This window comes from Hydrogenophaga sp. PBL-H3 (assembly GCF_010104355.1).
Taxonomy (GTDB): domain Bacteria; phylum Pseudomonadota; class Gammaproteobacteria; order Burkholderiales; family Burkholderiaceae_C; genus Hydrogenophaga.
In genome coordinates this window covers 4020001-4044128 of sequence record NZ_CP044972.1, presented here as the reverse complement: position 1 = coordinate 4044128, position 24128 = coordinate 4020001, and the positions used below count along the sequence as shown (strand labels likewise).

At 67.9% G+C, this 24128-nt stretch carries 21 protein-coding genes (1 of these 21 running past the window's edge); 6 read left to right on the top strand and 15 right to left on the bottom strand.

The window, feature by feature from the left end; all coding sequences use genetic code 11:
• Window positions 1–79: 79 nt before the first annotated feature.
• Window positions 80–907 (top strand): IclR family transcriptional regulator, encoded by an 828-nt coding sequence (locus F9Z44_RS18905; RefSeq protein ID WP_159608239.1) that lies wholly within the window; start codon window positions 80–82, stop codon window positions 905–907.
• A gap of 55 nt (window positions 908–962) precedes the next feature.
• Here the strand turns inward: F9Z44_RS18905 and fba are convergent, their stop codons facing one another.
• Entirely contained in the window at window positions 963–2027 is a 1065-nt protein-coding gene (gene fba / locus F9Z44_RS18900) for a class II fructose-bisphosphate aldolase (protein WP_159608238.1), read from the bottom strand.
• Between the two features lie 125 nt (window positions 2028–2152).
• Here fba and F9Z44_RS18895 point away from each other — a divergent pair, with 125 nt between their 5' ends.
• Entirely contained in the window at window positions 2153–2722 is a 570-nt protein-coding gene (locus F9Z44_RS18895; RefSeq protein WP_159608237.1) for a phosphatase PAP2 family protein, read from the top strand.
• Here the strand turns inward: F9Z44_RS18895 and F9Z44_RS18890 are convergent.
• From F9Z44_RS18890 to F9Z44_RS18880, 3 genes are all read right to left on the bottom strand, one after another.
• Window positions 2688–3590, bottom strand: a complete 903-nt coding sequence (locus tag F9Z44_RS18890) for an alpha/beta hydrolase (protein WP_159608236.1) — start codon at window positions 3588–3590, stop codon at window positions 2688–2690. The two genes, F9Z44_RS18895 and F9Z44_RS18890, sit on opposite strands and share 35 nt — an antisense overlap.
• 32 nt (window positions 3591–3622) lie before the next feature.
• Window positions 3623–5056 (bottom strand): pyruvate kinase, encoded by a 1434-nt coding sequence (pyk, locus tag F9Z44_RS18885; protein ID WP_159608235.1) that lies wholly within the window; start codon window positions 5054–5056, stop codon window positions 3623–3625.
• A gap of 106 nt (window positions 5057–5162) precedes the next feature.
• Window positions 5163–5657, bottom strand: coding sequence for a hypothetical protein (locus tag F9Z44_RS18880; RefSeq protein WP_159608234.1), 495 nt, complete (start codon window positions 5655–5657; stop codon window positions 5163–5165).
• A 196-nt stretch (window positions 5658–5853) separates the two neighbouring features.
• Here F9Z44_RS18880 and F9Z44_RS18875 point away from each other — a divergent pair, with 196 nt between their 5' ends.
• Genes F9Z44_RS18875 through F9Z44_RS18865 form a run of 3 tightly spaced genes read left to right on the top strand, consistent with a single transcriptional unit; the run spans window position 5854 to window position 7668 of the window.
• Complete coding sequence (locus tag F9Z44_RS18875; RefSeq protein WP_159608233.1) at window positions 5854–6354, top strand: YiaA/YiaB family inner membrane protein; 501 nt, start codon at window positions 5854–5856, stop codon at window positions 6352–6354.
• A gap of 35 nt (window positions 6355–6389) precedes the next feature.
• A complete protein-coding gene (locus tag F9Z44_RS18870) occupies window positions 6390–6845 on the top strand; it encodes a hypothetical protein (protein ID WP_159608232.1) in 456 nt (151 codons plus the stop codon).
• Window positions 6846–6855: 10 nt separating this feature from the next.
• On the top strand, window positions 6856–7668 hold the full coding sequence (locus F9Z44_RS18865) for a DUF2145 domain-containing protein (RefSeq protein ID WP_159608231.1): 813 nt from the start codon (window positions 6856–6858) through the stop codon (window positions 7666–7668).
• 17 nt (window positions 7669–7685) lie between these two features.
• Here the strand turns inward: F9Z44_RS18865 and F9Z44_RS18860 are convergent, their stop codons facing one another.
• The 9 genes from F9Z44_RS18860 to F9Z44_RS18820 form a co-directional block, all read right to left on the bottom strand.
• A complete protein-coding gene (locus F9Z44_RS18860) occupies window positions 7686–11312 on the bottom strand; it encodes a hypothetical protein (RefSeq protein ID WP_159608230.1) in 3627 nt (1208 codons plus the stop codon).
• 139 nt (window positions 11313–11451) lie between these two features.
• Window positions 11452–12636, bottom strand: coding sequence for an MFS transporter (locus tag F9Z44_RS18855; protein ID WP_159608229.1), 1185 nt, complete (start codon window positions 12634–12636; stop codon window positions 11452–11454).
• An 89-nt stretch (window positions 12637–12725) separates the two neighbouring features.
• Window positions 12726–13694, bottom strand: coding sequence for a threonine dehydratase (locus tag F9Z44_RS18850; RefSeq protein ID WP_159608228.1), 969 nt, complete (start codon window positions 13692–13694; stop codon window positions 12726–12728).
• The gene (locus tag F9Z44_RS18845; RefSeq protein ID WP_159608227.1) at window positions 13691–14386 is read right to left on the bottom strand and encodes a VOC family protein; all 696 of its coding nucleotides are present in this window, start codon (window positions 14384–14386) and stop codon (window positions 13691–13693) included. Before F9Z44_RS18845 ends, F9Z44_RS18850 begins: the two co-directional genes overlap by 4 nt.
• Window positions 14383–15222, bottom strand: a complete 840-nt coding sequence (locus F9Z44_RS18840; protein WP_159608226.1) for a PhzF family phenazine biosynthesis protein — start codon at window positions 15220–15222, stop codon at window positions 14383–14385. Before F9Z44_RS18840 ends, F9Z44_RS18845 begins: the two co-directional genes overlap by 4 nt.
• 15 nt (window positions 15223–15237) lie before the next feature.
• Window positions 15238–15852, bottom strand: a complete 615-nt coding sequence (locus F9Z44_RS18835) for a glutathione S-transferase family protein (RefSeq protein ID WP_159608225.1) — start codon at window positions 15850–15852, stop codon at window positions 15238–15240.
• Between the two features lie 4 nt (window positions 15853–15856).
• Window positions 15857–17077 (bottom strand): aminotransferase-like domain-containing protein, encoded by a 1221-nt coding sequence (locus F9Z44_RS18830; protein WP_159608224.1) that lies wholly within the window; start codon window positions 17075–17077, stop codon window positions 15857–15859.
• 12 nt (window positions 17078–17089) lie between these two features.
• Window positions 17090–18040: a DMT family transporter gene (locus F9Z44_RS18825; RefSeq protein ID WP_159608223.1), complete on the bottom strand. Its 951-nt coding sequence runs from the start codon at window positions 18038–18040 to the stop codon at window positions 17090–17092.
• Complete coding sequence (locus F9Z44_RS18820) at window positions 18037–18651, bottom strand: LysE family translocator (RefSeq protein ID WP_159608222.1); 615 nt, start codon at window positions 18649–18651, stop codon at window positions 18037–18039. The genes F9Z44_RS18825 and F9Z44_RS18820 overlap by 4 nt, the downstream gene beginning before the upstream one ends.
• A 146-nt stretch (window positions 18652–18797) precedes the next feature.
• Here F9Z44_RS18820 and F9Z44_RS18815 point away from each other — a divergent pair, with 146 nt between their 5' ends.
• Complete coding sequence (locus F9Z44_RS18815) at window positions 18798–20216, top strand: aminotransferase-like domain-containing protein (RefSeq protein ID WP_159608221.1); 1419 nt, start codon at window positions 18798–18800, stop codon at window positions 20214–20216.
• Between the two features lie 55 nt (window positions 20217–20271).
• Here the strand turns inward: F9Z44_RS18815 and F9Z44_RS18810 are convergent, their stop codons facing one another.
• Entirely contained in the window at window positions 20272–22482 is a 2211-nt protein-coding gene (locus F9Z44_RS18810; RefSeq protein ID WP_159608220.1) for an ATP-binding protein, read from the bottom strand.
• A gap of 47 nt (window positions 22483–22529) precedes the next feature.
• Window positions 22530–24128, bottom strand: the 3' portion of a protein-coding gene (locus tag F9Z44_RS18805) for an ATP-binding cassette domain-containing protein (protein WP_159608219.1). 306 nt of this gene lie beyond the right edge of the window; only the last 1599 of its 1905 coding nucleotides appear in the window; the start codon falls outside the window, past its right edge; it ends in the stop codon at window positions 22530–22532.

Here is a 24128-nt window from a genome sequence, read left to right as displayed (position 1 = left end):
CTCCAAAATTCCGACCTGCGGAATATCGGTTGCAGTAAGCGCGCTGCATATTCCGGTCTGCAGAAAAAGGAGCGCAACCATGGGGCGCCATCGCCACACGCCATCCACCCCGCTCACCGAAGCGGACCCGGCCGACGACCGCCGTTTCGTCACCGCGCTGGCACGCGGCCTGACCGTGCTGCGCTGCTTCAGCCCGGCCGACCGCTGGCTGGCGCACCAGGAACTGGCGCGGCGCACCGGCCTGCCGCAGGCCACCGTCTCGCGCCTGACCTTCACGCTCACCAGCCTGGGTTACCTGCGCCACCGCGCGGCCACCGGGGAGTACGCGCTGAGCCCGGCGGTGCTGTCGCTGGGCTTCAGTGTGTTGTCCAACTTCGAGGTCGGGCGCATCGCGCGGCCGTTCATGGAAACGCTGGCCGAGCACACCCAGGCCGCCATTTCGCTGGGGGTGCGGCACGACACCTCGGTGGTCTATGTGGCGCACTGCCGCAGCACGGCGCGCCTCATCCTCGGGCTGGACGTGGGCACGCGCCTGCCGTTTGCCGAGACCGCCATGGGCCGCGCGATCTGGTGTGCGGCCTCGCCGGGCATGCAGGCGGTGGTGGCGCGGCGCCTGCAGGCGCAAGACCCCGAGCGCTGGCCCGAGCGCGAGGCCGGGCTCAAGCGCGCTGAAATCGATTGGGCCGAACGCGGCTACGCGGTGTCCGAGTCGGAGTGGGAGAGCGAGATCGCGGCCATCGGCGTGGGCCTGGACCTGGGCGATGGCCGCGAGCCGCTGGCGCTCACCGTGGGCGGCCCGGCCTCGCGGCTGCAAGGGGCTTTGCTGCACGACGACTTTGGCTCCGCGCTGGTGAAAACGGGGCGCGAGATCGTGGCCGCGATCCAGGCGGCGGGTTGGGAGGATTGAATGAAAAACGCCACCGCGAGGGTGGCGTTTTGAAGGCGGGTCGAGCCGAGACCTGTCAGTGCACGACCTGGGCGAGTTCGCCCTTGGCGTATTTGGCGGCCACCACCTGCAGGCTCTCGCCCTTGATCTTGCCGGCCTGGCCTTCGCAGCCGAACTCGATATAGCGCTGCTTGCAGATCGCCTTGGCGGCTTCGCGCGCGGGCTTGAGCCATTCGCGGGCGTCGAACTTCTCGGGGTTCTCCGCCAGGAACTTGCGCACCGCGGCCGTCATGGCCAGGCGGATGTCGGTGTCGATGTTGATCTTGCGCACGCCGAATTTGATCGCTTTCTGGATCTCTTCGACCGGCACGCCGTAGGTTTCCTTGATCTTGCCGCCGTACTGGTTGATCACCGCCAGCAGGTCTTGCGGCACGGAGCTGGAGCCGTGCATCACCAGGTGGGTGTTGGGCAGGCGGCGGTTGATTTCCTGGATGCGGTCGATCGCCAGGATGTCGCCGGTGGGCTTGCGGGTGAACTTGTAGGCGCCGTGGCTGGTGCCGATGGCAATCGCCAGGGCGTCGAGCTGGGTGCGCTTCACAAAGTCGGCCGCCTGCTCGGGGTCGGTCAGCAGCTGCTCGCGCGTCATCACCGCGTCGGTGCCGTGGCCGTCTTCCTTGTCACCCTGCATGGTCTCCAGGCTGCCCAGGCAACCCAGTTCACCTTCAACAGTGACGCCCAGCTTGTGGGCCATGTCGACCACCTTGCGGGTCACGTCCACGTTGTACTCGTAGCTGGCAATCGTCTTGCCGTCGCCTTCCAGGCTGCCGTCCATCATCACCGAGCTGAAACCCAGGTCGATCGCGCCGCGGCACACGTCCGGGTTCTGGCCGTGGTCCTGGTGCATCACCAGCGGGATGTGGGGGTAGGACTCCACGGCCGCCTGGATCAGGTGCTTGATGAAGGGCTCGCCCGCGTATTTGCGTGCACCGGCGCTGGCCTGCAGGATCACCGGTGCGCCGGCTTCGTGCGCCGCAGCCATGACGGCCTGCACCTGTTCGAGGTTGTTGACGTTGAACGCTGGAATGCCGTAGCCGTGAATGGCGGCGTGGTCGAGCAGTTCGCGCATGGAAACGAGCGCCATGAGAATCCCTTAAATCAGTTGGTAACCGGTCGGTAACTGTGGATTTTAGTCCGCACACCCGGGTCGGTGCCTTCATGTGGGCGTAATGAAGGCGCACCACAGTGCAGGGCAGAAAGGGTGTGCCCATGACCTCCATCGACAACGCGTTGTTCCTCTGGATCAACGCAACCCCTGCCACGCCGCCCGGCCTGATTGCCCTGGCCCGCTGGTGTTCCGAGGTCTTGCCCACCGTGGCCTTGCTGGCGCTGGCGCCCCTCGCGCTGGCGGGGCAGCAGGCGCGCAGACAGGTGATGGGCGCCGCGCTGGCCATGGCGCTGGCCTGGCTGGCGGTGCGTGGTCTCAAAGGGGTGTTCGACATGCCGCGCCCGTTCACCCTGGGGCTGGGTCACCAGTGGATACCGCACGCCGTCACGCCTGCGTTTCCCAGTTATCACGCCACCGTGTCGGCGGCCTGGTCGGCCGGCCTGCTGTTCCATGCCCGCCGCCATCTCCGGGTCTGGATCCTGTTGGCGGGGTGCGTGACCCTGGCCATCGCCTGGAGCCGCGTCTTCCTGGGCGTTCACTTCGTCTCCGACGTGGCCATGGGCCTGGCGCTCGGTGTGTCTTGCGCGCTGGTCGCCCGGCAATGCATGGCGGGCGCTGCGGGCTGGCTCGGCGCCTTCAGGTCGCGCCAGGTCGGTTCAGGAATCCGCTGAAGCGTTCCAGCACGGGCGCCAGACCGCGCAGCGGCGGGGCCATCGCGCCGATCAGCGTGACGTGGTTGACGCGGTCGAACAGCTCCAGTTCCACCGGGGTTCCGCGCTGCTGCAGCGCCTGCGCCATGGCCAGTGTGTTGCGCTGCGGGTTGACCAGCGAGTCGCTTTTGGCGGCCAGGAGCAGCACGCGGTGCTTCAGGCCTGTGCCCGCCGGTGCATGGAAGAGCGGCTGCGAGTTGGCGGGCGTGTCGGGCCAGTTGAAGGCGCGCTGCACCTCGGGAATGCCGATCGGCAGGAAGTCGTAGGGGCCGGCCAACCCGGCCCAGCCGGCGAGCTCGGCCGGCTGCATGGCCACCTCGGCCAGCCAGCGCGCGTCGAGCGCGAGCATGGCCGCGTTGTAAGCGCCCGCGCTGTGGCCGCTCACGAACAGGCGCGAGCGCGAGGCACCCAGGCGCTGCGCGTTGTCGCGCGCCCAGCGCACCGCCTGCGCGCAGTCCTGCAGGAACACCGGGTAGCGCACCTCGGGGCTCAGGCGGTAGTCGGCGATCACGGTGACGATGCCGCGCGAAGCCAACGCCTCGCCCACGAATTTGTAGTCGGCGCGCTCGCCGCTGCTCCAGCTGCCGCCGTAGAAAAACACGGCCATCGGCGCGTCGGGCGTTTTGTCCACCGGCAGGTACACGTCCATGCGCTGGCGCTCGGCATTGCCGTAGGCCTCGTCGCGCAACACCGTGTGGGTGTCTGAAGGCACCGTGGCGTTGATCAGCCGCAGCGGCGAACAGGCCTGCAGCAAAGGCGCCAGGCCCAGCAGGGTGAGCCAGCGGCGGCGGGCTGGTGGCGATGGAGGAACGGGTTGCGGAAAAGTCATCCCAAGGGTACGCAGCCGTTGCGCTCGCAGATTCAACTGGCGCGGCAGATTTTCAGGGTGTTCGTGCCGCCGGGCTGGCCCATGGGCTCGCCCACGGTGATGGCGTACACGTCGCCGCTGTGCACGATGCCGCGCTTCTTGAGGTGGGCCTCGGCGTCGGCCAGCGCGGTGTCGCGGTCGGCGCTGGTGTCCATCAGCAGCGGGCGCACGTTGCGGTAGAGCGTCATGCGGCGCTGGGTCGAGAGGTTGGAGGTGACGGCGTAGATCGGCATGCGCACGTTGTGGCGGCTCATCCACAGGGCGGTCGAGCCGGAGTCGGTCAGCGCCACGATGGCCTTGGCGCCGAGGTGGTGCGCGGTGAACAGCGCGCCCATGGCGATCGACTGGTCGATGCGCTTGAAGGTCTTGCCCTGGAAGTCGGCGCCGAGCTCGCTGTACTCGGCCTTTTCGGCTTCCTGGCAGATGTTGGCCATTTCCTTCACCGTCTCCAGCGGGTACTTGCCAGCGGCCGTCTCGGCGCTCAGCATCACGGCGTCGGTGCCGTCGAGCACCGCGTTGGCCACGTCGCTCACCTCGGCGCGCGTGGGCACCGGGTTGACGATCATCGACTCCATCATCTGGGTGGCGGTGATCACCACCTTGTCCATCTCGCGCGCCATTTTGATCATGTGTTTCTGCAGGCCGGGCACCGCTGCGTTGCCCACCTCCACCGCCAGGTCACCGCGCGCCACCATGATGCCGTCGGACACCTTCAGGATGTTGGCCAGCTCGGGGATGGCCTCGGCGCGCTCGATCTTGGCGATCAGCGCGGGCTTGTGGCCAGTGGCCGCACCGGCCACGTTGCACAGCTGGCGGGCCAGCTCCATGTCGGTCGCATTCTTCGGAAAACTCACCGCCACGTAGTCGGCCATCAGACCCATGGCGGTCTTGATGTCGTCCATGTCCTTGGCGGTCAGCGCCGGCGCGGTGAGGCCGCCGCCCTGCTTGTTGATGCCCTTGTTGTTGGAGAGCTCGCCGCCCAGCTTCACCGTGGTGTGCACGGCCGGGCCCACCACCTTGTCGATGGTCAGCACGATCAGGCCGTCGTTGAGCAGCAGGGTGTCGCCGGCCTTCACGTCGCGCGGCAGTTCCTTGTAGTCCAGGCCCACGCCTTCCAGGTTGCCCAGCTCGGTGCGCGAGGCGTCGAGCACGAATTTTTCACCGGGAACCAGTTCCACCTTGCCCTCGACGAACTTGCCCACGCGGATCTTGGGACCCTGCAGGTCGGCCATGATGCCGACCTCGCGCCCGGCGCGCTGGGCGGCGGCGCGCACCAGCGTGGCGCGGTCGATGTGGTCCTGCGCGGTGCCGTGGGAGAAGTTGAGACGGACCACGTTCACGCCCGCACGGATCATGGCTTCGAGCAAAGCCGGGTCGCTGGAAGCAGGGCCGAGGGTGGCAACGATCTTGGTGGCGCGCACGGGCATGGGATGTGTCTCCTGTCGGTGAATGGCCGGGCTTGAAGGTGCCCGGGTGTAATTTGGTTTCAATTATCTGTGAAACCGGTTACATGCCCGCGACATCCGCGCGTGCTCACAGCCGGCCGGTACCGGGCGGCACCTGGCCGCTGTAGTCCAGGCGCACGAACGTTTCATCAACCACCTGCAAATGCACGCTCGTGCGCCGGAACGACCACTGGCGGTCGATGGTCAGCGACGAGGTGGCGCCACGGCTTTTGGTGCTCATCTCCAGCCCGTAGCGCGAGCGCAGCGAGGTGGTGAGGCGCTGGCCCAACGCGCGTGCCCCGTCCGCCGAACCCGCGTCGGCCAGCAGCGTGATGCGCTGCAGCTGGCCTGCCTTGAACACGAACGACACCTTGAAGCGTGCTCCGGTGAGCTCAAAGGCCGGGATTTCCAGCAGCGCGCCGTCGCGTTGTGACAGCGGATCGATGGGCGTGACCTGCGCCTCAGGCACCAGCGCCCGCACCTCGGCCGGCGTGGCGCCCACGGGCACGCCCTGCCAGAGCGCTTGCGCCGATGCGCCGGCGGACAACAGCAGCCAGAGGGCGCCCATCAGGATGTTTTTCATAGGCCGGTGAGATTCATGGCGGGCGGCAAAGTTGTCTGCCGAGTAGACCAAAGACGGGATCGGTTTGCAGGATTGAATGGGTATCGAAAAATAGTACCTGAAAGAAGATTCTTGTGAACCAGATCAGAATCCCGCGCCCTGTTGGCAGCGAGCGCCCCCACCATCGCGCCACCTCCAACAACCGCAAAGGTTTTTCATGGCCTCGAACCGATTCCCCCTCATCGTGATGCGCGACACCCGCGCCTGGCAACTCCAGGTCTGGGCCTCGTTTGGTGTTGCGGTGTTTCTTTGCGCGACCGGGCTGGCGTATCTGCCGGGTCAGGCGCTGGACCGGGCGTTCATGGTGATGGGTTATGTGTTCTGCCTGTCCACCGTGTTCGTGCTCTCCAAGGCCGTGCGCGACAGCCACCAGGCCGCGCTGTCGGGCGAGGCCGAGACGCCGATGTGGCGCCTGGTGGTGTGGGGCGGCTTTGCCGTGGCCATGGGCCTGACCGGTTGGGGCCTGTTGCGCATGGAGATCAACGACACCTACCGCGCCTACCTGGGTGTGAGCTGGTTGTACCTCGTGACCTCGGCCTTCACGCTGGCCAAGACCCTGCGCGACCGCTTTGAAGCCGACCTGACCGAGGCCCGCGTGCGCGGCGAGATGGCGGGCCGCCAGCAGGCGCTGGGCGAGCGTGCCGCCGCTGTCGAATGAAGCATTTCCTCATCACTTTTTCAAGGAGCTTGAACATGAAATCGGTCCAATTTTCCTGGCGCTCGATCACCGCGGTGGCTGCGCTGTCGCTCGCCCTGTCGGCCAGTCCGGCCCGCGCGCAGAGCGAGGTGTCGGTGGCGCTGTCGGCCTTGCCGGTGGCCTCGGTGGTGGGGGCTGCGTCGGTTGGCGCTGCGGCGGTGAGCGTGGTGCCGGTGGCGTTGTCCGTGGCCGGCGCCACGCTGGTGGTCAGGGCGGTGGAGATCACGGCCAGCGGCACGGTCTATGTGGTGGAGCGGGTGTCGGACGGCGCGCGTGCCAGCGTGCAGGTCTCGGGCCGTGCGGCTTCAGCGGTCTCCATGGGGGTGGGCACGGTGGTGGTGGTCAGCGTGATCGGCACCGGTGTGCTGCTCTCGGCCGCTGGCGAGGTGCTGGCCTTCATCCCCAACGAGCTGGGCCGTGCGCTGTTGCACAACGAACGCATCACGTACTGAGGAGCCGAGCATGACACACCCTTTTCTGAGACTCTGGCTGGCGGTGCTCGCCGCCGTCTGGGCGCTGCTGGTGCCACCCGCCGCACACGCCGGCCGCTCCTGCGAAGCCACACCCCTGACGGCGCGCGCCATCGAGCAGGGCATGAACCTGGCGCTGCGCACCTCGCAGGCGCTGGACGCCGAGCATGCCCGCAGCGGCGCTCGGGTGGTGGTGCTGGCCCGCGCCGGGCAAGACCTGAGCAAATACCAGCTGCGCTATTCGCACCTGGGCTGGGCCTACAAAACAGCCGAGGGTCCCTGGCGCGTGCTGCACAAACTCAACAGCTGCGGCTCCGCCGAGGGCGCGCTGTACCGCCAGGGACTGGGCGAGTTCTTTCTCGATGATCTCTGGCGCTTTGAAGCGGCCTGGATGGTGCCCACGCCCGCGCTGCAGGCGCCGCTGCATGCCCTGCTCACCGACCCGTCACGCAGCACCGCCCTGAACACCCGGGCCTACAACATGCTGAGCTACCCCTGGGCCACGCGCTACCAGCAGTCCAATCAGTGGGCACTGGAAACACTGGCCGCTGCCGCCGAGCCGGGTGTGGGCAGCCGCGAGCAGGCCCAGGCCTGGCTGCGCTTCAAGGGCTACCAGCCCACCACGCTGCAACTGGGCGCGCTCACCCGGCTGGGTGCACGTGTGAGCTCGGCCCACATCGCGTTTGACGACCACCCCAACGAAAAACGTTTTGCCGACCGCATCGAGACGGTGACGGTGGACTCGGTCTTCGTGTGGCTGGAGCGGGCCGGGCTGGGAGGGTCGATGCAGCGGCTGTCACCCTGACCCTGGACCCGATCGCTTCAGTCCGACACAAGACCGGGCACTCGCCAGCCCTTGCTGGCGCAGTCATTGATCATGAATCCTGCCGCGATCGGGCACAGCGACCGGGCCAGATTGGTGGCTGTGCGAACCACCTTGAGGGTTTCCTTGACCGGCGTTTCCGGCAGGAGCCGTTCGAACGACAGTGCGTAGTAGGTCGCGTTCGACAGGGCCTGGATCGATGGCAGCACCTTGAGTGCGAGCCAGTGGTCGGGGTCGGTGTCCGGCGGCGTGGCCAAGGACTCGAAGGTGCTGGCGGTCTGCCAGATGGCGATGCCCATCAGCATCGTGCCGCCGGCCACTGCCTCGAGCATTCCGAAGAAGGTCTTGAACTGTGCCCACAGCGGACTGCTGCTGCCCGCATAGTGGAAGTCCACTGCGTCCTTGCTGCGGTGCAAGATCAGCCCCAGAAACAGGAAGACCACCGCCAGGGTGTAGGGCTGTTTCTGGTCCGCAGGCGCTCTTCTGAGCATCTCGATGGCCCAACCGAAGCTGACCAGCCACGATGCGCAGTCCAGCGCCACCCGCACGCGGATGCGCGTCGCGCCTGCGGGCGGTCCCCAGTTCTCGTTTGCCCACAGCCCGAAATAGCCAAACTTCATCAACCCGGACAGCAGCGTGCTGTAGCCGTACACCAAGGTGTCGATCCGGGGCGCCGCTCCGAGCCCCTGTTCGTCCCCGTCGAGCAGGGTGGCCAGCGTGGTGGCGTTCAAGATCCGCTGCGATATTGCCTCGGGTATGAGGGGTGTGCCCGTGGTGAGTTCACTGCCGATGTGGCCGGCGATCGCGGCCACCAGCGTCATGGCGTCCAGCACGGTGAGGTCCTGGCCCGGGTTGATCCAGTCGCGGTAGAGGGCGCTGAGCACCGGGAGGTAGAGCGGCTGGTCTGCCTGGTTCATCAGCTCGTCCACTGCCGTGCCCATGCCAGGCACCACTTTCTCTGAAAAGGCCTCGGTTGTGTCCAGCAGGGCAGTGCCCAGCAGCGCCAGCACCTCCTTGCCAAGTTCGCCAGGACTGGCGTTGGAGAAGTCTCGCCCGATGGCCCAGGCGGCCAGTGAGTCAGCGTCCTGCTTCAGGCTTGTACCAGCGGCTTCCACCGCTTTCACGAGTGTGTCGAACAGGGGAAAGCTTCCGTCTGCCACCGACGCCGCGCCGCTGAACTGCAGCAGTTGGGTGTTGCCCCACAGCATGTCCGGCCCGTTCGCCGCTGGCTTGACCGGGGAGACGCCGTCGATGTCGCTGGCACCGGGACGGTCGATGCAGTGGCTGCTTTCAGGTGTCGTCGGCGCTGGCGTCTGCAGACATTGGCGGACATGCACAAACATGTCGCCCATGGCCAGCGGAGCCTCATTTCTGATCCAGTCAACAGCGGTCTTCCGGTGAAGACCGACGAGGTGTTTCAGCGTTTTTTGCGTGCGCAGGATGATGGGCCAGTCGAACACCTGACCCAGCCAATTCACCAGATCGTCCAGCGAGATGCCCAGCGATTTCTGCAGCGCCCAGTCGATCAGTTCGACAGCCTGCGAAGCAATGGACAACGTGGCTTTCCACACCAGGTCACCGATGGTCAGAACCAGGTTGGCCAGTCCGTTGGATAGCCACTCCAGTTCCGTGACCACCGTGCTCACCGTGTCGTTCACCAGTGTCCACAGGTAGCTCAGCATGTCGCCCACCGGCGGTAGCCAGCCGGCAGGCGCCAAGGCTTCAGGGGTAGAGAAATCGGCGTGCTCAACGGTGACGCGCCTTCCACACCACTTCAGCCGTGTGCGCGCGAGGATGGTCGCGCCGGCGGCGGGGGTGGTGGTGGCAGCGAGGGTGGCTTCATATGCGCGCAACAGCGGCGCCAGCGCTGTGCTGGCTTCATCACAATGCTCCAGCGGCAAATGGGCGAAGGGCTTGGTGCCGTCGGACGCGCGGGCATCGCGTATGTCCGCGCCGCCGGTGATGCGGGCCAGCCTGGCGGTGACCTTGGTCATGGGGTTGAGCGACTGGCTGGTATGTGCCTGCGTGTTGCTCCAGCGGTGGCTTGCCGCCCGGCTGAGCACGGAGCCGGGTGGGATGTCGGGCACCGGGCCGCTGTCGAGCAGGCTCACGTCGATCATGGCCGCACCCAGGGCGCTGAGCGGTTGCACCAGGTTCACCGCGCCCGCGCCATCGGCCGCGACCACATGGGCCAGCATGGGAGTCAGGTGGGTCGCCACGCCGTTGATCAGTGCGAAGCAGGGCGTCTTGGGACGCAGTGCAACGATTGAACCCACCGCAGGGGCACCGCGCTCATCACGCACCAGGATACGCGTGCTGTAGCTGCTGACCGCATGCCAGCCTTCCAGCAGGTTGTCGTCGGTCAGGGGGAAGCGCGTCCACTGTTCGGACAGGCTGTCCTGCGTGAACAACTCCAGTCCACCGCCTGCGTACGCCACCAACACGTGCAGCGACGTTGGTTCGTCTCGCCCCACGCCGCAGCGGCAGGCGCAGAAAGCGCCCACATCGTCGATCAGGGGGACGGATGCAGCCGCCGGGTCGCGCAGCGAGGTGCCGTTGGTCAGCACGAGTTGAGCCGGCTTGTCTCCGGGGCCATCGGGGCGCATCCGCTCCAGGCGCCCGATCTGGTTCCCTGCGGGGTCCAGCGGCACCACCCGGACAGCGCCACTGGCCGGGAGCAGACCCGCAACGCTGCAGGGCAGGCCGGTTGCCCGGCGGCCGTCCAGCACCTCGAACATGGTGATGGTGGCATTGCCGTAACCGTCACCTTCCTGGGTGAACAGGAATGACGCGCCTCCCAGATCGGTGTCGAGCACGGTCTGGATATGACACAGGCCAGGGGGCCAGGACAGGGTCGAATCGACGGCGCGCACCGGCCATGACAGGGGCCGCCCGTGGGGTGCGCTGTGCGGCAGCATCAAACTCACCGAGTACCAGCCTTGTGATTCCTGGAACGTGGCCATGATCGCGCCATCTTCCAGCGTTGGCGTTTCGATGCGTGTGCCCACCGCCGCAGCCAGAACGAAGCGGCTCGGTCCACCCAAGGGATTGCCGCCGGGCTGGGGAAGCGGATCAAGACCGGTGCAAACCTGTCCGCTGCTGTCGGTCGACACGCGAAACATTTCCCACGACAACGGTGTAGTGCAGGACCCGGTGATCAGTCGTCGCACCGCCAAAGGCATCACGCCCAGCCGCACCACTGCGAGTGGATGGCTGTGGGGAAAGTCCAGCGGCTTCGCCGAGGGGAACAACAACCGCCACGCCTCGGGGCTCGCTTCGGCGGAGATAGCGGGCCAGTAGAACAGCGCACGCACGCCGTCGGGCTGCTCAGTGACCAACGCGAGGTCGATCGTGCCGTCGTTGCGACCCTGTCCAACGTTGCCGATGACGTCGAAGTCGATCACGGTGGCGGGCTTGCTGCCGTCCAGCGACACGGTGATCGGCAGCCAGCGGACGAAACCCTCCTCGGTGGACAGCCAGACGGTCAGGTGCTGCTCCGCACCCAGGGTGAAGGCGATCACGCTGTGGTCGCTGGCGGCCACCATCTCGACGCGCGAACACGCCTCTCGCGAGGTGTGGCCGGGCAGGTACTGGGGCATGAGCTGGGTGTCGAGCTGAAGGTTCATTGGATTCCATGGTTCGCGACCACTCATCTGCGCGAGATAGGCCTGCTCCCTGTGGGCGGGACGGTAGGCACATGGAATGACGAACCCGTGACCCCTGCCAATGCATTAGGGGTGCATGTGGGGTCTTTCGATCAGGTGTTCATGGTGCCTGGCGAAGCTCTGCCCGCACCAGCGGCCACAGAGCCCACAGCCCCAGCGCCGGGCCGATCGCCAGCCAGGGCAGCAGTGCGCCCAGCGCGACCGTCTCGGCCAGTGACACAAACAGCAGGATGCTCACGATGGAGATCGCGAAGCCGATGCTGTTGGTCAGCGTGAGCACGCTGCCCACGGCCTGGGGTGGAGCGTTGCGCGCGGTGAGGGTGGAGAACTGCGGCGAGTCGCCCGAGACGGTGATGCCCCAGAGCACCAGCCACGCAAAGAACCCTGCGGTGGGTGCGTCGATCATCCATGGCGCGGCCAGGCAACACAGACCGCTGGTGGCCAGCTGAGAGCCGGCCACGCGCGCGCTGCCCCAGCGCTGCGCCACCCAGCCCCCGCCAGCGCAGCCGATCACGCCGGCCCCGAGCACAAAAAAGGCCGCCCACGACAGCGCGGCGCCCTGCAGCCGCGTGGCCAGCACCAGCGGCACCATCACCCACATGGTGTAGAGCTCCCACATGTGGCCGAAGTAGCCGAGCACCGAGCTGCGCACGCGCGCATCGGTCCACAGCGTGGCCAGTGCGCGCCACTGCAACACCGTCACGCGGGCCTGCGCGCCCGGTGGGTCGGTTGTGCCGAAAAACAGCAGCAGGCCGCCGGCCGCGGCCAGCGCGGCCACGCCGAGCATGAGCGTGGGCCAGGGCAGGGTGCCGCTGAGTGCGCGCAGCGCATGCGCGCTGGCCGAGCCCAGCACCAGCGCGCCGATCAGCAAGCCGAGCGCGCCGCCCAGGCCGCGCGTGTACCACTGCGCCGCGATCTTCATGCCCACCGGGTAGATGCCCGCGAGGAAGAAACCGGTGGCAAAGCGCCAGGCCAGCAGTGCCGTGTGGTCGCGCACCATCCACCAGGCGCCCACGGTGCAGGCCGCGCCCGCCAGCGCGCACACCAGGAACACGCGGCGTGGCGCAAAACGGTCGGCAATGGCCAGCAGTGCAAACACCAGCGTGCCGGCGATGAAGCCGAACTGCAGCGCCGAGGTGAGCGTGCCCACCGCGCTGGTGGGCCAGCCCAGTTCGCGCTGCAGATCGGGCATGACCGCGTTGACCGCGAACCACAGCGAGGTGCCCATGAACTGGGCGAGCACCAGGATGGGCAGGATGTGGCGCGGAACGGGGTGCTGGGACATGGCACCACTCTAGGGGCAAAGGTGCGGGCGTGCTGTCACGGTGCAGACGCCAGCTGCGCCGGCCGGTCGCGCCGAATCGGCGGCAGTGCTCAGTGCCCGGCGAGCACGCCAGCCAGTGTGGCGGTGTCCACATTGCCGCCGCACAAGGTGGTGCCCACCACTTGTCCACGAAGCGAAGCACGCTCCTGCCACGCGGCGGCAAAGCTGGCCGCCCCCGCGCCTTCGGCCACGTTGTGCGTGTCGGCGAACAGCGCCCTCATGGCCTCGGCCACGGCGGTGTCGGTGACCTGCACGATGTGGTCGAGGTGCGGCGCGAGCACATCGAGCGCGGCCTGGTCGGCCACGCGGCAGGCCATGCCGTCGGCGAGCATGGTCGTCACGGGGGCAGCCACCACGCGGCCGGCGGCCAGCGAGTCGGCGTAGGTGGTGGCGTGCGCGCTGACCACACCCACAACGCGCACCTTGTGACCCAGCGCGAGCTTGGCCGCGATGGCAGAACACGCGCCCGAGCCCTGACCCACCGGCACATACACCACGTCCAGTTGGGGCACGGCGCGAAAGAACTCCCACCAGGCGGTGCTCACGCCACGCAGCAGGTCGGCGTGAAAACTCGGCACCATGTGCGCGCCGCGCTCGGCGGCCAGGGCCATGGCGTGTTCGCGGCTTTCCTGGAAGTCGTCGCCGTGTTCGATCAGGCTCGCACCCAGGGCGCGCATGGCGGCGTTTTTCTCCACCGAATTGCCACGCGGCACGACGATGGTGCAGGCCACACCGTGCATGCGCGCCGCCCAGCCGATGCTCTGGCCGTGGTTGCCGCGCGTGGCGCTCATCACCTCGCGGGGCAGTTCGCCACGCTGCTGGAGCTGGTCGAAGTAGGTGAGGCCGCCGCGGATCTTGAACGCGCCCACCGGCGTGTGGTTCTCGTGTTTCACCCAGCAGTCGGTGCCCAGGCGCGCGCTCAGCGTGGCCCAGCGGTACTGAGGTGTGGCCTGGAACGAGCGGTACACCACTTCGGCGGCGGCTTCGATGTCGGCAAGGCAGGGCAGGGAGGTGTTCATGGGGGTGACATCAGGGTGAGGCGGCCGCGGGCCGGGGTGTCGAGTTCGGCAGTGAGGCCGGCGGGGCCTTCGTGGCCGTCCATCACGCTCATGTCGTCCAGGCCCAGCGCCTGCAGCGCCGCGCGCAGGCCGGCCGCCCCGGCGTGCCGCAGACGCAACTGGCGCAGGGCGATGCCGCTTGCCGGCATGTGTTGCGTCGGGTGCGCCGAGCCCCACTGGATGAGGGTGGGCAGCACACCGTTGAACAGCCGCTGGCCATCGTCGCGCACGCTGATGCGCCACTGCAGCAGGCCGTGCGGTGTTTCGCGCGAGGCGCTCACTACAGGCCCGCGCTGGATGCCGATGGCCTGCAGGGCGAGCAACGCGGCGTCGATGTCGGGCACGCTGGCGACCCAGTGCACGAGCTGAGGCCCGTCCTGCGCCAGCCGGGCTTGCAGGGCAGGGCTGTCGAGGTCGAACCAGCGCTTGAGCCCGGCCGCCCGCGCGGGGGTGGCCTTCGGGTCGATGGCGATGATCTCCAGGTACGGCGCCTGGTGGCTGCCGTCGTCGAGCTTGAGCAATCGGTTGTGCGTGCCGAACAAGGGGTGCTCGCCGCCCGGGCCGGGCGCGGTGCCCAACGTGGCTTCGCACCAGGCCACGCCTTCTTCGAGTGTGCGAGCGGCCACCACAAGGTGGTCGATGCGCGGCGTCACACCGTGACCCGACCGCTGATGCAGGTGACCGACGCGCCGCCGACCCAGATCGTGCCGTCGGCGTCGCGCTCGATGTGCACCCGCCCGGCGCGCCCCATGGCCGTGCCTTGCGCGGCCACGTAGCGCTCGGGTGCCAGGCCCGCGCCGATCAGCCACTGCGCCACCGCCGCGTTCAGGCTGCCGGTCACCGGGTCTTCGCTCACGGTGTCCTGGGTGTGGAAGAAGGCGCGCACTTCAAACGCGGTGTCCGCGCCGGCGGGCTGCGGCGCGACCACGCCGATATCCAGGCCGGCGAGCACAGTGGCGTTCGGCTTCAGGGCCAGCACCTGGGCTGCGGTGCGCAGCATCACACCGCGCCAGGGTGGGCCGTTTTCACACCAGGCGTGCGCCACGATGTCGCTGCGCGGGATGCCCAGGCCGCGCGCGATCAGCGTCACGTCGGCCTCTTCGAGCGGACCGCTGCGGCGCAAGGGTGGTGCCGCGAAAGCGAGCCGGGCACCGTCGCGCTTGATCGGCACCAGACCCACACCACATTCCTGCACCACGTGTTCACCGCGCGGCTGCCCCCCGGCTTGCAACCACGCGTGGCAGGTGCCCAGCGTGGGGTGGCCGGCAAACGGCAGCTCGCGCCCCGGGCAGAAGATGCGCACGCGGTAATCGGCTTCTGCGTTCGTGGGGGGCAGCACAAAGGTGCACTCCGAGAGGTTGGTCCAGTCGGTGAACCGCTGCATGGCCTCGGTGGACAGGCCGTTGCCATCGAGCACCACCGCCAGCGGATTGCCGAGGTAGGGCGTGTCGGTGAACACGTCAACTTGTTGAAACGGGCGTTGGGTCATGGGGCGTCTTCAGATTCAGGACAAGGGCAGGTCGAGCACGCCACGGCTGGCGGGCAATGCCAGCCAGCCGGCGTACCAGCGCTCCAGGTGTGGCCAGGCCGGGCGCGGCTGCGGCAGACCCCACCAGCGGTGCACCTCACAGGCGATCGGGATGTCGGCCATGCCGAGCGCGTCGCCGGCCATGAAGGCGTGGCGCGACAGGTGCTCGTCGAGCAGCGCAAACAGCGGTTCGGTGGCGGCCACCGATTGCGCGATCACGCTGGCGTTGCGCTGGTCGGGCGCCACGCGTATCCACTGCTTGAAGCCGGGGCTGCCCGCCGGGTTGAGCGTGGTCTGCTGCCAGTCCATCCAGCGTTCGGCGTTGAAGCGTTGCTGCAGGTCCGAGGGGTAGAGCTTGTTTGCGCGTGCACACAAGTAACGCACGATCGCGTTCGATTCCCAGAGCGTGAAGTCGCCGTCCTGCAGCAGCGGCACCAGGCCGTTGGGGTTGAGCGCGCGGTAGCCGGGCGTGTCCACCACGCCATAGGCCAGGCCCGCGTCGCTGCGTGGCAGTTCTATGTCGAGCACCTGCGCGCACAGCACCACCTTGCGCACGTTGATCGAGCTCAGGCGGCCCCACAGCTGCAGCATGGGGTCAGGCCTGCTGCTGTACGCGGATGGCCTGGGCCAGCGCGGCGATGCCGATGCGGATCTGCTCCACGCTGGCGGTGACAAAACTCAGGCGCAGCGTGCGGGCGTCGGGAACGCTGGCGTAGAAGGCGGCGCCGGGCACGAAGGCCACGCCCTTGTCCACCGCGCGCGGCAGCAGGTCGATCGCGCTCATGCCCTCGGGCAGGCGCACCCAGAGAAACATGCCGCCGTCGGGCGAATTCCACTGCACGTCCAGCCCGGCCATCTCGGCCGTGAGGCTCTCCAGCATCGCGCCGCACTGGCTCTTGTAGAGCGCGCGGATGGTGGGCACGTGGCGGTCCAGGAAACCGTCCTTGATCACCTCGGACACCATGCGCTGGTTGAAGCCGGGGCTGTGCAGGTCGGCCGCCTGCTTGGCCTGCAGCAGCTTGGGGTACACGGCCTTGGGCGCGACGATGAACCCCAGCCGCAGGCCTGGTGCGAGCACCTTGGAGAACGAGCCGAGGTAGATGCAGCCTTCGGGGTTGCGCGCGGTGAGTGGCAGCGGGGGCGGCGCGTCGAACCAGAGGTCGCCATACGGGTTGTCTTCCACGATCGGCAGGCCGAGCGCGGCGGCGCGTTCCACCAGCGCGGCGCGGCGCGCCTCGCTCATGCTGCGCCCGGTGGGGTTCTGGAAATTGGGCAACACGTAGAGGAAACGCGCGCGGTCCGCGCCGCTGCCTGTGCGGCGCTCAAAGTCGTCCACATCGATGCCTTCGGCGTCGCTGGCCACGGCTTCGATCCGCGGCTCCATCGGCGTGAAGGCCTGCAGCGCGCCGAGGTAGGTGGGCGTTTCCACCAGCACGCGGCTGTCGGTGTCGATCAGCACCTTGGCCACCAGGTCCAGACCCTGCTGGCTGCCGGTGGTGATGAGCACCTGCGCCGGGTCCACCGCCCAGGGCAGTTGCGCGGCCACCGCCTCGCGCAGCGGCGCATAGCCTTCGCTGGCGGCGTACTGCAGCGCGGCCTGGCCGTCTTCGCGCAGCACCTTGGCGCAGGCCTCGGCAAAGGCGCTCACCGGGAAGGTCTTGGGCGAGGGCAGGCCACCGGCGAAACTGATGATGCCGGGCTTCTCGGTGACCTTGAGGATCTCGCGGATCACCGAGGGGTTCATGCGCTCGGCGCGGCGCGCGAGCGTCCAGGCATTCGGGGTGGACGATGGCATGGGAAGGTCGTTGGGCTTCATGGGGTTCTCCGTTCAAATCCGTTCGGGTGGTGGCGGCGCGATGGCGTGTACCGGCATTCTCTTGCCGATGAAGACGGTGGCGATCACGGCCGCTGCAAAACCCAGCGTGACCGCGTCGAGCTGTTCACCGAGCAGCGGCACGGCAAACAGCATGCCGAGGAAAGGCTGCACCAGCTGCACTTGGCTCACGCGCACCGTGCCACCCAGCGCCAGGCCGCGGTACCACGCAAAGAAGCCCAGCCACATCGAGAACACGGCTGTGTAGGCAAAGCCCCACCAGGCCGAGTCCTGCAGCGCCGCCTGCGGGCGGGTCACCACGGCGGCGGGCAGGGTGAGCGGCAGTGCGATCACCAGGGCCCAGCAGATCACGTGTTCGGCGCGCATGCGCTGCGACAGGCGCGCACCGTAGCCGTAGCCCACGGCGGCGCACAGCATGGCCGCGAGCAGCAGCGCGTCGGCCGGGTGGATGCTCAGGCCGGCGCTGCCCGAGCGCAGCACCGCAAAACCCACCACCAGCGCGCTGCCCAGCGCCGCGCACAGCCAGAAACCGGTGGACGGGCGCTGGCGGTGCAGCAGCGCGCCCACCGCCGCGGTGGCCAGCGGCAGCACGCCCACGATCACGCTCGCGTGCACCGCTTCCACGTAGCGCATGGCCACCGAGGTGAACAACGGGAAGCCGAACACCACGCCGGCAGCGGTGATGGCCAGCGGCAGCAGGTCGGTGCGCCGGGGCAGTGGCGCGCGTGTGGCCAGCAGGAACGCGATCGACAGCAGCGCCGCCACCACGGCCCGGCCGAGCGCGACGAACACGCCCGACATCTGGGGTGTGTCCACCGTGCCCACGGCCAGCCGGGTCATGGGCAGCGTGAGCGCAAAGATCGTCACGCCCAGCAGGCCGAGCAGCAGGCCTTTGTTGGCGGGCAGTTCGATCCAGCGCGGGGTGGCGAGGGCTTGCGTGGTCATACCGTGAGCATCCAGAGGGCCGTGGCCACCAGCACGGTGGCCAGCAAGCGGTTGAACCAGACCAGCCGCCGCCCTTGCGTGAGCCACTCGCGCAGCAGCGAGCCGGCCACCGCGTAGGTGAAGTTGCTGGTGAAGGCGAAGATCACCATCACCCCACAGATGATGGCCAGCCGCTCGCCGGGGTTGGTGGCGGGTTGCCCGCTGGCGTTCACGACCCAGCCCGCGGTCAGCGTGAGCGCCAGCATCCAGGCCTTGATGTTGAGGAACTGCAGGCCCACGCCTTGCGCGAACGTGACGTTGAGCCGCGAAGTATCGACATCAGACAGCTTCGCGGCGCCGGCCAGCTTCCACGCCAACCACAGCATGTAGACCACGCCCAGCAGCTTCACGCCCCAGCGCAGCGCCGGCACACCCAGCACCAGCGCACCCAGGCCGAGCCCGCAGGCCAGCATGAGCAGTGTCCAGCCGGTGGGCACGGCGAAGCAGAAGCGCAGCGCGCGCCGCAGGCCCAGGTTGGCCGCCAGCGCCGTGGACAGCGTGGTGTTCGGCCCCGGCGAAAAACTCATCGCGGTGCAGAACAGCAGCAGGGCGGTCAACTCGGTGGCACTCATGGGCTATTGCGGTGTGGGCTTGTCAATGCGGGAGGTTCAATGTAATCTTTCGCGCCAATACACGATCAGTACAGTTGGCCAGCGCAGTTGTGAAGCTGTATTGGTCGCCGCAACAGTACAGACCCGCCCGGAAGGATGCGCCCGCCATGCTGATGAAGACCTCCGCACAATCCCTGACTGAGCAACTCGCGGTTCGCTTCGCCGACCGCATCCGCAGCCGCTTGCTGGCGCCTGGTGCACGCCTGCCCTCGGTGCGCCAGTGCGCCGAGCAGCACGGCGTGAGCCCGTCCACCGTGGTGGCGGCCTACGACCAGTTGCTGGCGCAAGGCCTGGTGCAGGCGCGCAAGAACCGCGGGTTTTTCGTGCGCGAGATGCCCACGCCGCGCGGCGACGGCGCGGCAGCCGAAGCGAAGTCCGCCACGCGCGCCGGCGCAGGCGCATCGCCCATCAACGCCACAGCGCTGATCCGCGGCATGTTCCACAAGGTCAGCAACAAGCCGCACCCCGGCATGGGCGTGTTCCCGCCCGACTGGCTGGAATCCACCTTCATGCCGGCCGCGGTGCGCAAGGTCACCAGCACGCGCGCGCTGCAAGATTTTTCGCTCCAGTACGGCGAGCCGCTGGGCGACAGCAGCCTGCGCCGCGTGCTGTCGCAGAAGCTCGCCACGCTCAACATCCACGCCAATGCCGACCACATCATCACCACCGTGGGCGCCACGCACGCGCTGGACATCGTGAGCCGCACCCTGCTGCGCGCGGGCGACCCGGTGATGGTGGAGGAGCCCGGCTGGGCGGTGGAGTTCGCGCGCCTGGCCGCGCTGGGCATGCGCATCCTGCCGGTGCCGCGCCGGGCCGACGGACCCGACCTGGACGTGATGGCGAAGTACTGCGAAGTGCACAAACCCAAGCTCTATGTGAGCGTGAGCGTATTCCACAATCCCACGGGTTATTGCCTCTCGCCTGGCAGTGCGCACCGCCTGCTCCAGCTGGCCAACCAGCACAACTTTCACATCGTCGAGGACGACACCTACAGCCACATCGCACCCGAGCACGCCACCCGGCTGAGCGCGATCGATGGCCTGCAGCGCACCATTTACGTGAGCGGGTTCGCCAAAATCCTGGCGCCCAACTGGCGCATCGGCTACCTCGCCGCGCCGACCGATCTGGTGGAGCCGCTTCTCGACACCAAGCTGCTCAGCACGCTCACCACGCCCGCGCTGCTGGAGAAAGCCTTGGCGCTGTGCATCGAGCAGGGCCAGCTGCGCCGCCACGCCGAGCGCATCCGCACCCGGCTGGATGCCGCGCGCGCGCGCAGCGTGAAGCTGGCACTGGCCGCGGGCTGCACGTTTGCTGCCGAGCCGGTGGGCCTGTTCGGCTGGGTCGACACCGGTGTGGACACCGACGCACTGGCGCAGCGCATGCTCGACGAGGGTTACCTGATCGCGCCAGGCGCCCTGTTCCACGCGGCCCGCGCGCCCAGCACACTGATGCGCATCAATTTCGCCACCACGCAGGACGCCGCTTTCTGGCGCGTGTTCACGCGCCTGACCCGAGACGCCAACTAGCCAGCCGCCGGGCCGCGGACCACGCGCAGCGGGGGAGCGTGGGGGCCGTAAGACCTCAGTACACCGTGGCTGGAGGCTCGGTGCTGCCGAACAGGTCGCTGCCCCCTGCATGGAGCAGCCGGGCGAGGATGCGGTCGATCTGGCGCGCTTCGGTCCGCATCAACGGCAATGCCCGGCCAAACAGGCTCCAGTCACCCGCCCGTGCCGCCAGCTCCAGCCCTTTGGCCAGCCGTGCGCCGCGCTCGGCCGTCATGCTGCCCAATGAACCCTTGAGCCCGTGGGCGTGCGCCACCGCGGCGGCGGCGTCCTGGGCCTCCAGGGCGCGCTGCATGTCGGCCAGCCTGGAGACGAGGTCGCTGCGCATGGCCAGCGCCAGCTGCCGCAGGGTTTCTTCATCGCCGTCCAGGCGCCTGCGCAGCTTGTCCACGTCCAGGGCTTCGGGCGAGGCCGCGGGGCGTTTGACGGCCGCAGCCACAGGTGGCGACTCGCTGGTTGCCACAGCGGCACCATGCCCGGACTCCAGCAACGCCAGCACCCGGTCCATTTCCTGCATCAAGGCCTGTGGGCTCACCGGTTTGGGTGTGTAGCCGTCCATGCCGGCGGCCAGGCAGGCCTGGCGGTCGCCCGGCATGGCGTTGGCCGTCACGGCCACGATCGGGGTGCGCTTGAGGCGCCGCTTGACCTCGGTCTCACGGATCATCTGCGTGGCCTGCAGGCCGCTCATGCCCGGCATCTGCACGTCCATCAACACGATGTCGATGCCGCCTTGTTCCCACTGCGCCACGGCCTGTGCGCCACCGCGCGCCACGCGCACGATGCAGCCCAGGCGCAGCAGCAGCTGGCGCAGCATCAGTTCATTGACCGGGTTGTCTTCGGCCAGCAGCACCACCATGCCGGCATAGCGCTGGCCGGCATCGACGATCTGCAGCAGTTCCCTGGACGCGCCCATGGGTCCTTCGCCCGTCGCCGATGCTGTCTGCAGCGGCAACGTGAGCGTGAAGGTGCTGCCCTGCCCGAGTTCGCTTTGCAGCTCGATCTCGCCGCCCATCAGACGGGCCAACTGGGCGCAAATGGCCAAGCCCAGACCACTGCCGCCGTGGCGACGTGCGGTGGACGCATCGGCCTGGGTAAAGGCGTCGAAGATCGATTCCTGTTGCTTGCGGGCGATGCCCACTCCGCTGTCCTGGACCCTCAGCTGCAGCAGGCCTGTCGCTTGCCCCGCGGCTCTGGTCGAAGATGCGGAAACATCGATGCGCCCATTGCGGGGCGTGAACTTGATCGCGTTGGAGAGCAGGTTGCCGATCACCTGCCCCAGTCGGCCCGGGTCTCCCATCACCCACTGCGGCAGATCTGGGTGCAGCACGAGCTGGAAGGCCAGGGGTTTGGCCCGGGCCTGCTCGGCGTGAGGGCCTGCCGCTTCCCGCAGCGCGCGGTGCAGGTCGAAGCGCGTGTGTTCGATCTCAAGCTTGCCCGCCTCGATGCGGGAGAGATCCAGGATATCGTTGAGCAGCGCCAGCAGAGCCTGAGCCGAACTGTCCATGAGCGAGAGCCAGTTCGCCTGCTCTGCATTCAGGGGTGAGTCCATGAGCATTCGCGTGAGGCCCATCAGCGCGTTGAGCGGCGTGCGCACCTCGTGGCTGATGTTGGCCAGAAACTCGCTCTTCGCCCGACTGCCCTGCTCGGCCAGTTCGCGCGCCCGAGCGCTGTCCTGTTCGATGCGTTTGCGCTCACCAATGTCGGCCAGCGTGCCCATCAGCCGCAACGGCTTGCCCTTCGCGTCGTGCTCGGCCACCATGCCGTGGGTCTCCACCCATGTCCAGCCGGAGGCAGAGCGCACCCGGTGCTGCACCACGGCGCGCTGGTCGCGGCCTTCGAGCAGTCCGGTGAAGGCCGCTTGCAGCGAGGCCGCGTCTTCCGGGTGCATGCGCGACTGCAGATCGGGCACCGCCCAGTAGGCGTCCATGGCGATGTCGCCGATCAACTCACCCCAACGCGCCGTGAGAAACACCTTCTGGGCCGGCAACTGCCAGTCCCACAAGGCCAGGCCAGCGGCTTCCACCGCCATCTGCAAGCGGTCGCGGGTTTCGTCCAGCGCCTCTTCGGCGAGCAGGCGGCTGTTGGATTCGCGATGCACCGAGCTGCGCAACCGGTCGAGCTCCCGGTTCTGACGTTCCACTTCGCCCAGCAGCTGCAGGGTGCGCGCCTTCTCCTGCCCAAGCTCGTTGAGCGTGCGCTGCAGATCCAGAGCCAGGCGGTCAGGTGTCATGAGTCATTGTGGGTTTTATGCTGCTTACGCTCACACCAGCATGTGCATCAGCTTCCGCCCAGCACCTCCCAGCGCTCCATTGCACGAAGCCATTCGGCCTCGATATCGGCATGCCGTGCGCCAAGTTGAGCTGCCCGGGCAGGATCGGTATTGAACAGTTGGCCGCCGCCCAGCTCGCTGTCGACGCTTGCTTGCTCGGCTTCCAGCGCAGCGATGCGCGCCGGCAAGGCGTCGAACTCGCGTTGCTCCTTGTAGCTGAGCTTCTTCTTGTTGGCGGTGGCCGCAGGAGCGATTGCCGGCGCCGCTGCAGCCGCGGGCTTCACTGGTGGCGGTGCAGATTGCGCGTCGCGCTCGCGTTGCAGGGCCTCCGAGCGGGCCGACTGCGTGAGCCAGTCCTGCACGTCGCCCACGTACTCACGCCAGCGGCCATCACCCTCAAAGACCAGCGTGCTTGTGACCACGTTGTCCAGGAAGCGCCGGTCGTGGCTCACCAGGAACACCGTGCCTTCGTATTGCTGCAGCAAATCCTCCAGCAACTCCAGCGTGTCGATGTCCAGATCGTTGGTGGGCTCGTCCAGCACCAGCACGTTGGCCGGGCGCGCAAAGAGGCGGGCCAGCAACAGGCGGTTGCGTTCGCCCCCCGAAAGCGTGCGCACTGGCGCATTGGCCCGAGCCGGAGAAAACAGGAAGTCGCTCAGATAGCTCTTCACATGCGTGCGCTTGTTGCCGATCTCGATCCACTCGCTACCCGGACTGATGAAATCCTCCAGCGTGGCGTCCAGGTCCAGCTGGTCGCGCATCTGGTCGAAGTACGCCACGCTGATCTTGCTGCCCTGGCGCACCGAGCCACTGGTGGGCACGAGTTCACCCAGGATGATCTTGAGCAGGGTGGTCTTGCCCGCGCCGTTGGGGCCGATCAGGCCGATCTTGTCGCCGCGCAGGATGGTGGCCGAGAAATCACGGATGACCGTGCGCAAGCCGCCGTCGACCGCCTTGAACGATTGCGTCACTTTCTCCAGTTCGGCCACGATCTTGCCGCTGGCGCTGCCGCTGGCCACCTCCAGCTTCACGCTGCCCAAGGCATCACGGCGTTGCGCACGCTGCTCACGCAGGCGCTCCAGCCGGGTGATGCGCCCCTGCGCGCGCGTGCGTCGCGCCTCCACGCCCTTGCGGATCCAAACCTCTTCCTGGGCCAGCAGCTTGTCGGCGCGTGCGCTGATCACCGCCTCCTGCGCCATCTGCTCTTCCTTCAGGATCTGGTACTGCGCAAAGTTGCCGGGGTAGCTCAGCAGCCGGCCGCGGTCCAGCTCCACCATGCGCGTGGCCACCCGGTCCAGAAAAGCGCGGTCGTGGCTGATCGTCACCAGACTGCCCTTGTATTCCAGCATCAGGTCTTCCAGCCACGTGATGCTGTCCAGATCCAGGTGGTTGGTTGGCTCATCGAGCAGCAGCACGTCGGGGCGGCTCACCAGCGCTTGCGCCAGCGCAACACGCTTCTTGTTCCCTCCCGACAATTCCCCCACCTTCACCGCACCGTCCAGATGCAGGCGGTGCAGCGTCTCCTCGACCCGCTGCTCCCAGTTCCAGGCGTCCAGCGCCTCGATGCGGTTCTGCAGCGCATCAAGATCAAGACCGTCAGCGCCGCT